Genomic DNA, 12,168 nt, shown 5'->3' with positions numbered 1-12,168 from the left:
CATCCTCCCGGAGCAACCCTGTGTCCCTGATCGAAATCCGCAAACGCCATCTGATCGTTGAAACGACCTATCACGAAGGCGGCCCGCCGGTTGCACAGCCGCTGAAGCTGGCCGCGGCCGCCGCTGTCATCCGCAACCCGTATGCCGGCCGATATGAGCCGGACCTGATGCCGTTCATGGCGGAACTGCGCACCCTTGGCTCGCTGCTGGCCACGGAGCTGGTGGAAACACTGGGCGGCAAGGACAAGATCGAGGTCTACAGCAAGGCCGCCATCGTCGGTATCAACGGCGAAATGGAGCATGGTGCGGTCTGGCACGAAGCGGGCGGCTGGGCCATGCGCACCGTGCTGGGCGAGCCGAAGGCAATGGTGCCGGCGGTCAAGGCCGTGGCCTCGGCGGGTTACCGCATGATGGTGCCGGTGCACTACGTCCACGCGTCGTACGTGCGCAGCCACTTCAACAGCATCGAGATCGGCATCCAGGATTCCCCACGTCCGGATGAAATCCTGTTTGCACTGGTGATGGGCACCGGTGGCCGCGTGCATTCGCGGCTGGGCGGGCTGCTCAAGGAGAACGTGGTCGGCGCCGACGGACAGCGCTGACGCGCCGAGGCCGCAGGCCGGTCGCCTCTCCGGCTGCGGTCCCCGGCTGCCCTTTCCGGCGGCCGGGGATCGCAGCCGGTATAATTCGGGCCGCATCTATTACCCGAATTCCTGTTGTCTGAAGTGATGTCTCGATTCTGCGCGCCTGTGCCACCCGCAGCGCGCGATGAACGCGTGAGCAGCGGCGTCATCACCTACCCCCCACCAGCCCGCGCCAAAAGATGGCGAACGTTCGGCTCAGGATTCGCTTCACAAGGATCCTTGCAATGCTGAAGGCAATGCTGGCCACCGTGCTGGTGGCCTGTGGTCTCACCACCACGCCCGTACAAGCCCAATCCGCTCACAACCCGTGGCCAGCCAAGCCCATCCGGCTGGTGATTCCGTTCCCGCCGGGCGGCGGCACCGATATTCTGGCCCGCCTGGTGGCCAACCAGGTGTCGCAGGACACCAAATGGACCTTTGTCCCCGACAACAAGCCGGGGGCTGGCGGCACGCTGGGCATCGCGGAAATCGTCCGCGCCGCGCCAACCGGGTACGACCTGGTCATGGGACAGAAAGACAATCTGGTGGTCGCCCCCTGGCTGTACAAGTCGGTGTCCTATGTGCCGGGTCGCGACCTCGTTGCGATCAGCCACGTCGCCTACACGCCCATCGCCATCGTCACGTCAGCCAATTCGCGCTTCAAGACGCTGGCCGACGTGGTAGCCGCCGCGAAGGCGCATCCGGAATCCATCAAGTATGGGTCGCCCGGAAATGGCACGACCATCCACCTGGCCGCCGAGATCTTTAGCCAGGCCGCCGGCATCAAGTTGCTGCACGTTCCATACAAGGGGTCCAATGCCGCAATGATGGACGCCATGGCAGGCAACGTCGACCTGATGGTGGCGTCCGTGCCCTCCGCGCTGGCCCAGGTCAAGGCCGGCAAGCTGCGCGCGTTGGCGGTAACGTCGGCCACCCGCAGCACGTCGCTGCCCAACGTGCCGACTGTTGCGGAAAGCGGCTACAAGAACGTGGATGTCAGTACCTGGTACGGCATCTTCGCGCCGGCCAAGACGCCGGCGGATGTTGTCGAGCGCATTGGTACCGAGGTCAACAAGGTTCTCGCCAGGCCCGACGTCATCCGTGCCATCCACGAGCAAGGCGCCGAGCCCAAGCTCCTGACTTCCCAGCAATTCTCCGATCTCGTGACATCGGAATACAAGGCCTGGAAGCCCATCGTGGAACGGTCGGGCGCCAAGCTCGAGTAAAAGCGTACTGCTGGGTCCGGAGGTTGATCCCTCGCCTCCGGCCATTTCCAGCGTTGGCGCCGGCATCAGGGCGCCTCGGGTCAGCTTCAGCACCCAGCAGACCGGCGGGCTCAATCCACGGATCGCCGCAAACCTTCCAGTAAAGTCGCGGCTGGTGCCGACAACATCGCGTTGTACCGGGTGATGATCGAGATGGGATGTTCGACACCCTCGGCCGGCAATGGCTTGGCGACGAGGCCCAGTTCACCGACCAGCTCGGTGACATACCCCGGCAACACCGCCACGCCAACGCCAGCCTTGGCAAAGCTGATGGCTGACAACACGGTGCCGACTTCCATCGCACTGGTATAGGCCAGATGCCGGGCAGCGAAGACGCGGTCGATCGTTCTGCGAGTGCTGAACGTCGGGTGCAAGGAAATCTGTGGGTGCGTCGCCAGTTGTTCCCAGCTCACCACACGCTTGCGAGCCAGCATGTGGTCGGCTGCGCAGACCACAAACATCCTTTCGTTGTAGAGCGGTTCGATCGCTAGCTTGGGGTGCGCCCCTTCGATCGAAGTCAGGCCAAAGTCGGCTTTCCCGTTGACGACATAGTCGATCGTTTCGTCGGTGGAAAGCTCATGCAGGCCGATGCGGATGGCGGGATGCGCCTCGTGAAACGCGGCCACCGCCTTGCGCAGAATCCCTACGCACAGCATCGGGGAGGAGGCAACGCTGACCTCCCCGGCCTCCATGTTCAGCAGGCTGCGCATACTGCGCTCGGCCGCGTCCATCGTGCCCAGCACCTCGCAGACATGGGCATAAAGCTGATTGGCCAGCAGCGTGGGAATGACTTTCCGGGTAGTGCGCTCGAACAGTCGCTGCCCGACCTTCGACTCCATCTCCTGGCATACCTTGCTGACCGCGGACTGCGTCATGTGGATGGCCTGCGAAGCGGCGCTGAAGCTGCGAAGCTCATAGACAACGCGGAAAACGCGAAACTCACGGAGCGTGAAGTTCATGGGACAAACGGATCTGGCAGAGCGATCGATCATACAGGACCGCTCCACCAACCGGTCACCGCTGTTTCTTCCGCTCAAGGAACCGGGTCATGTACGCATCGGGCTCCGTCCCCGCGTAGCATTCGCCGAACACCGCGATGCTGTGCTTCAGCCCACGCTCGATGGCCGGATCCTCCCAGGCACGCAGCAGGGCTTTCTGGGCACGCACTGCCTGGGGGCCGCACTCCAGAATCTCCGAGACCGTATGCGCCACCGCGGCATCGAGGCCGTTGTTGGGCACGACTTCATGCACGAAGCCCCACTGAAGCGACCGCTCGGCGTTGATCGACGCACCCGTCAGCAGCATCCAGCGCGTATTGCCCTCGCCAATGAGACGCGGCAGGATGTTTGCGTGGATGACCGAGGGAATCCCGATCCGGACTTCCGGCATCGCGAAGTTTGCGTGTTCATCCGCAACACGGATGTCGCAAGCAGCTGCAAACTCCATCCCGCCACCCATGCACCAGCCCGACAGGCGCGCGATGGTGGGCACCGGGAAGTCACGCACTGCCTCGCACAGATCGTGCAGGCGGGTGATAAACGCAACGGCCGTCTCGGGATCGAGCCGAGCCAGTTCCTTGATATTGGCGCCGCCGATAAAGGCCTTGTCACCGGTGCCGCGCAATACAAGCACGCGCACGTCCGGACGCCTCGCCAGGCGTCGCAGCGTCAGGGTAAGCTCGACGATGGTGTCCGAGTCCAGAATATTGAGACTGGTCCCGTTGGCAATCTGCAGCGTCGCCACGCCCTGGTCCGACACCTGCAGGGCCAAGTGCTTCAGGTCTTCCGTGGTCATGGTCATTGTCCTTGTGTTGGTTCGTCCAGCTTCGGCGCGGGCGCCGGCAAGTCATGGGCCGCGGCAGGCGAACGGAACCGCGCGGCGATCCGGCGCTGTCCGGCATCCCCGCAATCCCGCTCGTCAAAGAAACCGACTGCCCGGAGCTGGGCGTCATCGATCAGGTCTTCCATGCGGTTGACACGCGCGTGCGGAATGTCGGCACGCTCCAGCAGCGCGATCCATTCGTCCGTCGTACGGGTCGCCATGACTTCGGAAAGGTACCCGTAGATCGTGTCGTAGTTCTCTGCGCGGGCGGCCGCGGTCTGAAACTTCGCATTGGCCTCGAAGGTGGCCAGCTCGCCGATCGCCTCGAAAAAGGCGCGCCAGTGCTTGTCGTTGTAGACCACGGCCGCGATATAGCCGTCGCGCGTCCGGTATGGCTTGCGATGCGGCGTGAGCAGCCGGCTGTAGCCCATGGGGCCGGCGGGCGGATCGAACGATGCCCCACCCAGATGGTCCCCCAGCACGAACGCGGCGATCGTCTCGAACATCGACACGCGAATGGTGTCGCCCTGCCCCGTATGCTGGCGGCCAAACAGCGCGGCGATGGTGGCATGCGCGGCCGTGAGGCCCGTCACGCGGTCGGCTATCAGTGTCGGCACATACTGGGGTGCGCCGCCGGTCTGGCGGGCAAACAGGTCCGCCAGACCGGTCTGCGCCTGGATCACATCGTCATAGGCCGCACGGCCGTGCATCGGGCCGCCATCGGCATAGCCGGTGAGTTCCACATACACGAGGCCGGGATTGATCTGCCGAACCGATTCGTCGTCGAGTCCGAGGCGGCGCATGGCTTGCGGGCGCACGTTGTGGACCAGCACGTCGAACGTCGGCAGCATCTCCCGGAGCCTGGCGATATCGGCCTCGGACTTGAGGTCAAGCACGACAGACACCTTGCCCTGATTGGCATGCAGGAACATCGCGCCCATTCCGGCGACGCGCTTGGCACCTGCATGGCGCATGACGTCGCCCTCCGGGGGTTCGACCTTCACGACGGTAGCACCGTAGTCGGCCAGGATCTGCGTGCAGACGGGCCCCATGATCACGGACGTCAGGTCGAGCACCCGGACGCCGGCCAATGGTCCGGCGTGTTGGGCTAGCGGATCGATCATTGCTGCTCCACACCCGCCTTGGCGGCACGGGAAGTCCAGATGCCACGCTGCGCCACGGTGAACGACGCGAAGTCGCGTGTGCTGGCCGGCGCGGCCACCATACCCAGCTTGGCAAGCTTTTCCACGACCGCCGGGCGCGCGACCGCCTCGTTCACCGCCTTGTTCCACCGCTCGGCAATCGCCGCCGGGGTGCCTGCCGGGGCCGCCAGCCCAACCCAGACAACGAGGTCGAAGTTCTTGTAGCCCGCTTCGGCCATCGTCGGCACGTTCGGCAGTTCCGGCAGTCGCCTGGGGCTGGTAATGGCCAGGCCATTGAGCTTGCCGCCGTGGAGGAAACTCATGACGACGGAAGTGTCCGCCACCATGAAGTCGATCTGGCTACCGAGCAGGTCCGTCACAGCCGGCGGCTGGCTCTTGTACGGAATGGCGTCGGCCGGCACGTTTGCCATCTGGGAATACGTGGCGGCGGCAATCTGCGCGGAGCCGCTGCCGTAACCGTAGCGCAGGTGATTCTTCTGCGCGTATGCCGCCATTTCCCCCGTGGACCTGTACGGCGCGTCAGGACGCGTCACCAGCACCATCGGAATGGTGGCGATGCGGGAAATATGGACGAAGTCCTTGATCGGATCGTATCCGGGACGCTTGAACAGCGCTTCGATACCGGAATGGGTGGAGCTGCTGGTCAACAGCAGCGTGTACCCGTCGGCAGGCGACTTCGCCACGTAGCTGGAGCCGATGATGCCGTTCGCGCCGGGACGGTTGTCTACGACGATCGTCCCCAGCGATGCGCGCACCTCCTCGGCAATGATCCGGGCGGCGGTGTCCGACGCGCTTCCTGCGGTGAACGGGACGACGAGCTTGATCGGGCGGCTCGGGTAGGCATCGCCCTGCGCGAAGGCATTTGGGGCGATGATCGTCGCAGTCACCAGGGCGGCAATCAGGGCTTTCATGGGTGTCTCCTTGTTTGATACCCCCATCTTCAGCCCGACGACTCATCACAACAAGCGAATTGTATTCATAGATTTATCGCTGATTGGAATAAACCGGCGTAGACCGTGGCATGTCACCCATGCGTGCCGTGCCACGCTCCGGTGGCGCGAGGCGTGTCCACGTTACGGGGTCCGCGTGGCTGCAGCGCTCGTGTAGGAACGTGGGTACGCGCGCCAGCCCCCTCGAATTCGACAATGACAGCGGTGGGGCTTGCAATGCGGGTGATGGTCACCGGCGCTCCCCGAAACATCCATGTCGTTTCGATCTGGTAGGGGCTCTTTCGGTAGGCCTTGCGTCGCTGCTTGCTATTCATATCGGAAACCGCCTGGCCAGCTGCTGGCACTTCGCGGCGAACTTGCACAACGTCTCGCGGGAGAAGGCCCTGACTTCCCCGGCGACGCCCATGGGCGGTAGATTTATCTCGGTCATGTTCTTATGCTGATTGAAGACTGTTACTACCATGCGCACGTCGCCGTTTCGGTGGCACTGATGGCCGGCGCAAAGGCGACGTTGCCTGAGACGTCCATCCCGCTCATAAGGTTCCGGGGGGAACACCCGTGCAGGCAAAAAGATCACGAGACAGCCTCCTCCGTTCGCAGATCCGAGATGGCTTGCGCCAGTTCCTCGGTGACACGGATTTCCGCCCCGATAGGGGTCATTTGCGCCGTCGCGGCAAATGGTGCTGCCGACGTCGGCGATGGATGGCTATTTCGTCGCCACAGGAAAAAGGACGCCAGACCGGCGTGCAAGATCAGAAACGCCCAGAACAGCCCGCTGGCCCCTAGTCGATTCATGAGCGGCGAGATGATCAAGGGACTGATCGCCGAGCCCACCGAGTTGATCAGGAGCATGCCCTGAATGACGCGTACCAGTTCACCGGCCTCTGCCCGATCCGCCGAGTGACTCACCGCCACCGGATAGATGGCGAAGATACCGCCCCCGATCAGGAACATCAGCACCATCAGCAAAGGCGGGTAACTCGGAAGGATCAGGACAGCCAGCGAGACCGCTGCGCATCCCACACTCAGCGCAAGCAGAACGGTCTGCCTGTCCCGCCTGTCGGACCACCGGCCTACCGGGTATTGCAACGCCATCGCACCGCAAATGGCACTGGCCATCAATTGGCCTACCTGGGCAACGCTCATGCCTTCTCGTTGCAGGTAGATCGGCAGTAGCGTGTAGACCGCCGCGATGCCCACGCCAGAACCGAAGCTGCCGATGGCGCCTGCGGGCGTCATGCGCACGAGATCCTGTGGCATCAGGGGTTCTGCATGGCCTACGTCCGGTGCGGTCTTCGGCAGAACAGCCATGGGCAACACCGCCATGGACCCCAGCACCCCGGCCACCATGAACGGCACGCTCTCCGCCACAGAGCCAATGGCGCCCAGACTCATCTGCGCGAGCATGATCGAGCCATAGAGGCCGATCATATAGATCGCCAGCAACCGCCCCCTGGACTTCGTGTCCCCGACAAGCAGCAACCAGCTTTCCACGACCAGGTAGATGCCTACCATGGCCCAGCCGTTCACGAGACGCAGCAGGAGCCAGATCCAGGGATCAGCGAACAAGCCCTGAAGCAGATATGTAATCGCGACAAGGGATGCAAAGCTGCTGTACGAGCGAATGTGACCGATCCGGGAAATCAACCGGTCGCTGGTCACCGCGCCAAGTGTCAGCCCGACGAAGTACGCTGACGAAATGGCACCGATCATCGTTGCCGAAACGCCAGCGGCGTCGAGCCGGAGAGACGTGAGGGAAGACATGAAGCCGCTTCCCAAACTGACAATGAACAAACCTAAAAGTGGCCCAACCGCCACGGCCCAACTGCTGCGCGACACAACATCCTCTCAAAGCAACAAAAAACGCACCGCGGAGGATACCTGATGTCGGCGAGGACTCCCCCGTACGGCAGGGGTAGCAGGCCGTTCACAGTCGCTTCAGCCGTCTGCCAGGGCAGCGTCCGTGGCGCATGGTTTGCTGCCCTCTACGCCAGCGGCAAGCAGTCCCGGTATTCGTCGTGGAGTTTGCGCACCGTCTCCATGCCGCCTGGATCACCGCTCAGGGTGGCCGTGAGTTGGGTGGCCAGGCACACCAGGCCATTCGCATTGCGCACGACATTTGTGGCCAGGTCCTCGGAGTAGCCCGGTGCCGATCGAGACATCGGGTGCCTGCCGCCATGCGTAAAGCTGTTCAGGGCATACCAGTTCAAGCTGCGGTACTGGTCGAGATTGCTCACCACGGCTTGCGCGTCCGGTGACTCGACCGGCGCCAGCTGATTAAACATGTCCGTCACGCCGGGCAGCCGGTCTGCCGATTCCGTCGTCGCCGTCAGCGGTTCGTGAAACTGCCGTACCCATTTCTCGTCCGCTGCATTCAGCAACCAGACCCCCCGCACCAGCGTCTCGAACTGCGGTCGCAGGAGCGCAAGCGCCGCATTGGGCAGTCCCATGGACAGCAACGCCAGCATTCCCGATGCATGCTCGATGGACATCAATGCGCACTGGTATGCCGCAACCGAACGCTTACCATCCTCGGGTTGCACCGACGCAATGCAAGTGACTGCGGCTTTGTGGAACAACGCCGTCCGTTCCAGAAATTCGTTGCTTGCCATTGCTTCCCCTACCATGTCAGCTTGTCACTGCCAATGCCATGCCAGCCAGCTCACTGTCGGAGCGGCAGGCATGCGTCTCGGCAAAAAAGAACGTGAATTCTATAGCTTTCGGCGCTGCCGCCAACGGAAGCCACTCTCCCAAAGCCGACCAGGTCGTCTGGTCCGCGAGGCTACGGCGGCAGACCGATGGCTGCCAGCCCCTATCCGTTCCTTCTCCGGAGCACGAGGTGCGCAACCGATCCCAGGACAATTCCCCAGAACGCGGAACCCAGGCCCAGGAAGCTCATGTTCGAGGCGGTGGCGATGAATGTAATGAACGCCGCCTCCCGATGGTCCTCGTCTTGAACCAGTCCCACGATATTTGTCGCGATGGCCCCTAACAGGGCCAGCCCGGCGAGCACCGCCACAAAAGCGTTAGGCAGCGCGGCGAACAGCATCACCACCGTACCGGCGAACGTCCCGCCAATCAGGTAGAACACTCCGTTGGCGATACCTGCAACGTATCGACGCCGAGGGTCTTGATGAGAATCCGGACCCGTGCAGAGCGCCGCCGTAATGGCGGCAATAACGATGGTGATCCCCCCGGTAAAGGCCACCAGGATTGACGCGATGCCGGTGCCAACCAGGACGGGCCGGCTCGGCGTCTCGTACCCCGACACGCGCAAGATCGCGAAGCCAGGAAGAAACTGGCCTGTCAGGCTGACGATGACCAGCGGAACGGCCAGGCTGATGGTTGATTGCCAGTTCCACGTCGGCATCGTGAAGACGGGGTGCGTGACACGCAGGCTGACGGTATCGAAATGCGTCAGGCCGAGCGCCATGGCAAGCGCGCAACCAAAGGCCAGCACCAGGACCAGACAGTAGCGCGCTGCCCAACGCCGAAACACAAGGTAGCTGCCGAGCATCCCGAACGCAAGCCACGGATGAATGCTGACCGACTTGAAGATATTGGTGCCGAACTGGAAAAGAATGCCCGCCATCATCCCGAATGCAATCCCTGGCGGAATGCGCTTCGTAATCTGGTCGAACACCCCCGTCAGACCGATCGCGAGGATACAGGCACCGGCCACGATATAGGCCCCGATCGCGTCACTGACGGGCATTCCTGGAAAAAGCGTCACAAGCAGCGCCGTGCCCGGGGCCGACCAGGCCGTGATAATGGGTTGCCTGAGCAGCCAGCTAAGTGCCAGTCCGGACACCGCGGCACCAATCGAGATCGACCACACCCACGAGGCCACCACGTCATTGCCGACATTGGCGGCATGCGCCGCCTGAAAGAAGATGGCAAGTGGGCCGGCATAGGAAATGATGACGGCAAGCAGCCCGGCCGTAACGGCTGACACGGACCAGGCGCCTTTGGCAGTCCCGGTATCCAACGTATCGTTCGCGCCCCGGTTCATGGCGTTGCCGTAATCGTCAACCTCGACGAAGAACGACGTGCGAGCGGCATGACACGCACCGTCAGGGTTGGATGGGTTCCGATGAGATACAGCATGTCTGCTCCTGCAGTGACGCGCTTCCTACGAGCGGGAGGCCGCCAACCGGGACAATTTGGGGGTGCAGTATGGCGTCGGCAGCCCGCGTCTGTCCAAGACCGTCGACGTCTGAGGCCATACCCCCGGTGTATGTATTAGTCCGCCTTGTCTGTGCGCGCCGCGTAGGGAATACGCTCTTCCTCGTAAAGCCGATAGATCAGCTCGAGCATCTCCTTGATGTCACGCGACTCGTCCATGGCACGCATACTCATGATGATGGGTGACGTGAGGGTCGGATCATCCAGCTCCATATAGCTGACGTCATCGCGCTTGAGGCCATAGACACTGCTCGGCACGACGGAAATCCCCTCTCCGGCCGCGACGAGTCCCAATGCGATCTGCAGTTCGCGGACCTCATAGATGCGTCGCGGCGTCAGCGCGCGCTCCTGAAAAGCCGAAAGAACCTGGTCCGCATAGCTGGGCCTCGGGGCCTTCGGGAAGACGATGAGGGTTTCGTAGATGAGGTCGCGAAGCGATAGCACCGGCTTCGACACGGAGAGCGGATGACCTACCGGGAGCGCGACAATCATCTTCTCCTCGCGGAGAATCACGCGGCGGATGTTCGCGTCCTCGTGTCGAATACGACCGAACCCGATATCGATGCGGCCGTCCTTGAGCGCGCGAAGCTGGTCCATCGTCGACATCTCGTGCAGGCTGAGCTCGACCGACTTGTTCTCGTCCCGGAATCGCCGAATGATCTTGGGTAGCATGCCGTACAGCGTGGAACCGACAAAGCCGACGGACAGGCTGCGCTCGATGTTGCCCACGCGCCGCGTCATCGACTCCAGATCATTCGTCTGGGCAATGAGTTGCACCGCGTGCGAATAGAAGAACTTGCCGGTCTCCGTGAGCTTGAGCGGACGGGAGTTCCGTTCGAACAGCTGCACCCCGAGGATCTCTTCAAGCTGCTGGATTTGCCGGCTGAGCGGCGGCTGCGCAATATGGAGCCGTTGTGCTGCACGCGTGAAGTTGCGCTCTTCCGCAACCGCTACAAAGTAGCGCAGGTGTCGCAGCTCCATACAATACCTCCCAGATATAGCCTGATACTAAAACGGTGTTGGACTGGCCCGTTTTGCGCCCCTATTCTGCTTTTACGCTCTGTTTCAGCGGCCGATTATACCTTCCGAGTAGCTTTCGACCGACGTGAAATGAGGGTTAACCCCACCAAAAATACAGAGACTTAGGAGCAGACATGAGTGCCAAAGTATTCGACACCAAGGAAGTGCAGGACCTGCTGAAAGCCGCCACCAATCTGGGCAGCCAAGCGGGCAATGCGCGCGCCAAGCAGATCACGCATCGTCTGCTGAGCGACCTCTTCAAGGCCATTGACGACCTCGACATGACACCCGACGAGATCTGGGCCGGTGTGAACTACTTCAACAAGCTCGGCAAGGACGGCGAGGCCGCACTTCTGGCCGCCGGCCTGGGTCTCGAAAAGTATCTCGACATCCGCATGGACGCCGCAGACCGCGACGCCGACATTCACGGCGGCACGCCACGCACGATCGAGGGCCCCCTGTATGTCGCCGGCGCTCCCGTGCGTGACGGCGTGTCCAGGATCGACATCAATGCCGACGAAGACGCCGGCCCCCTCGTCATTCGCGGCACCGTCAGCGGCCCGGGCGGCAAGCCGGTGGCCAACGCCGTCGTGGAATGCTGGCATGCCAACTCGAAGGGCTTCTATTCGCACTTCGACCCCACCGGTGCCCAGGACGACTTCAACCTGCGTGGCGCGGTGAAGACTGGCGCTGACGGCAAGTACGAATTCCGCACGCTGATGCCGGTCGGCTACGGTTGCCCGCCGCAAGGCGCGACGCAACAGCTGCTTGACGCGCTGGCCCGCCACGGCAATCGTCCGGCGCACGTGCACTTCTTCGTGACGAGCGACAAGACGCGCAAGCTCACCACGCAGATCAACATCGAAGGCGACCCGCTGATCTGGGATGACTTCGCCTATGCCACGCGCGAAGAACTCGTCCCCCACGTCGTCGCGAAAACGGGTGGCACGGCGCTGGGGCTCAAGGCCGATGCGTACAAGGAAATCGAATTCAACATCGAGCTGACCCCGCTGGTGCAAGGCAAGGACAACCAGCTGGTCAATCGTCCGCGCGTCTCCGCCGCAGCGTAACGCCCCCACACGGCGGCCGGCGTCGCCCGGCCGCCAACTCCTCCGCACGAACCTTCTGAACCGTGCGGGCC

At 62.8% G+C, this 12,168-nt stretch carries 11 protein-coding genes; 3 read left to right on the top strand and 8 right to left on the bottom strand.

Translation table 11 applies throughout. From position 1 onward, the window contains the following. Positions 1–20: 20 nt before the first annotated feature. Together ACOABP_RS29210 and ACOABP_RS29205 are read left to right on the top strand one after the other, a co-directional pair. A complete protein-coding gene (locus ACOABP_RS29210; protein ID WP_474231277.1) occupies positions 21–602 on the top strand; it encodes an amino acid synthesis family protein in 582 nt (193 codons plus the stop codon). Between the two features lie 266 nt (positions 603–868). Then, positions 869–1,849: a Bug family tripartite tricarboxylate transporter substrate binding protein gene (locus tag ACOABP_RS29205; RefSeq protein WP_474231275.1), complete on the top strand. Its 981-nt coding sequence runs from the start codon at positions 869–871 to the stop codon at positions 1,847–1,849. A gap of 110 nt (positions 1,850–1,959) precedes the next feature. On the opposite strand, the gene ACOABP_RS29200 is transcribed toward ACOABP_RS29205, so the two are convergent. The 8 genes from ACOABP_RS29200 to ACOABP_RS29165 all read right to left on the bottom strand — a co-directional run bounded on the left by ACOABP_RS29200 (position 1,960) and on the right by ACOABP_RS29165 (position 10,988). Continuing rightward, positions 1,960–2,847, bottom strand: a complete 888-nt coding sequence (locus tag ACOABP_RS29200; RefSeq protein ID WP_474231274.1) for a LysR family transcriptional regulator — start codon at positions 2,845–2,847, stop codon at positions 1,960–1,962. Positions 2,848–2,902: 55 nt separating this feature from the next. After that, the gene (locus tag ACOABP_RS29195; protein ID WP_474231273.1) at positions 2,903–3,688 is read right to left on the bottom strand and encodes an enoyl-CoA hydratase; all 786 of its coding nucleotides are present in this window, start codon (positions 3,686–3,688) and stop codon (positions 2,903–2,905) included. Beyond that, positions 3,685–4,833: a CaiB/BaiF CoA transferase family protein gene (locus tag ACOABP_RS29190; RefSeq protein ID WP_474231272.1), complete on the bottom strand. Its 1,149-nt coding sequence runs from the start codon at positions 4,831–4,833 to the stop codon at positions 3,685–3,687. Before ACOABP_RS29190 ends, ACOABP_RS29195 begins: the two co-directional genes overlap by 4 nt. Further along, entirely contained in the window at positions 4,830–5,783 is a 954-nt protein-coding gene (locus tag ACOABP_RS29185) for a Bug family tripartite tricarboxylate transporter substrate binding protein (RefSeq protein ID WP_474231271.1), read from the bottom strand. Before ACOABP_RS29185 ends, ACOABP_RS29190 begins: the two co-directional genes overlap by 4 nt. Positions 5,784–6,395: 612 nt before the next feature. Next, positions 6,396–7,661 (bottom strand): MFS transporter, encoded by a 1,266-nt coding sequence (locus ACOABP_RS29180; RefSeq protein ID WP_474231270.1) that lies wholly within the window; start codon positions 7,659–7,661, stop codon positions 6,396–6,398. A 146-nt stretch (positions 7,662–7,807) separates the two neighbouring features. Then, a complete protein-coding gene (locus ACOABP_RS29175; protein ID WP_474231269.1) occupies positions 7,808–8,434 on the bottom strand; it encodes a DUF6988 family protein in 627 nt (208 codons plus the stop codon). Positions 8,435–8,634: 200 nt separating this feature from the next. Then, entirely contained in the window at positions 8,635–9,834 is a 1,200-nt protein-coding gene (locus ACOABP_RS29170) for a benzoate/H(+) symporter BenE family transporter (protein WP_474231268.1), read from the bottom strand. Between the two features lie 230 nt (positions 9,835–10,064). Further along, a complete protein-coding gene (locus tag ACOABP_RS29165; protein ID WP_066743062.1) occupies positions 10,065–10,988 on the bottom strand; it encodes a LysR family transcriptional regulator in 924 nt (307 codons plus the stop codon). Positions 10,989–11,161: 173 nt separating this feature from the next. Between ACOABP_RS29165 and catA the strand changes: the two genes are divergently transcribed. Further along, on the top strand, positions 11,162–12,097 hold the full coding sequence (gene catA, locus ACOABP_RS29160; RefSeq protein ID WP_474231267.1) for a catechol 1,2-dioxygenase: 936 nt from the start codon (positions 11,162–11,164) through the stop codon (positions 12,095–12,097). Positions 12,098–12,168: the final 71 nt, after the last annotated feature.

The organism is Cupriavidus sp. HE11, assembly GCF_056097175.1.
The sequence above is the reverse complement of the archived record's forward strand: the minus strand, read 5'-3'. Positions and strand labels throughout refer to the sequence as shown.

Bases quoted from the DNA above. Each gene is read 5' to 3' on its own strand.
- ACOABP_RS29205 (WP_474231275.1), top strand. From the start codon at position 869: ATGCTGAAGGCAATGCTGGCCACCGTGCTGGTGGCCTGTGGTCTCACC.
- ACOABP_RS29200 (WP_474231274.1), bottom strand. From the start codon at position 2,847: ATGAACTTCACGCTCCGTGAGTTTCGCGTTTTCCGCGTTGTCTATGAG.
- ACOABP_RS29195 (WP_474231273.1), bottom strand. From the start codon at position 3,688: ATGACCATGACCACGGAAGACCTGAAGCACTTGGCCCTGCAGGTGTCG.
- ACOABP_RS29190 (WP_474231272.1), bottom strand. From the start codon at position 4,833: ATGATCGATCCGCTAGCCCAACACGCCGGACCATTGGCCGGCGTCCGG.
- ACOABP_RS29185 (WP_474231271.1), bottom strand. From the start codon at position 5,783: ATGAAAGCCCTGATTGCCGCCCTGGTGACTGCGACGATCATCGCCCCA.
- ACOABP_RS29175 (WP_474231269.1), bottom strand. From the start codon at position 8,434: ATGGCAAGCAACGAATTTCTGGAACGGACGGCGTTGTTCCACAAAGCC.
- ACOABP_RS29170 (WP_474231268.1), bottom strand. From the start codon at position 9,834: ATGAACCGGGGCGCGAACGATACGTTGGATACCGGGACTGCCAAAGGC.
- ACOABP_RS29165 (WP_066743062.1), bottom strand. From the start codon at position 10,988: ATGGAGCTGCGACACCTGCGCTACTTTGTAGCGGTTGCGGAAGAGCGC.
- catA (WP_474231267.1), top strand. From the start codon at position 11,162: ATGAGTGCCAAAGTATTCGACACCAAGGAAGTGCAGGACCTGCTGAAA.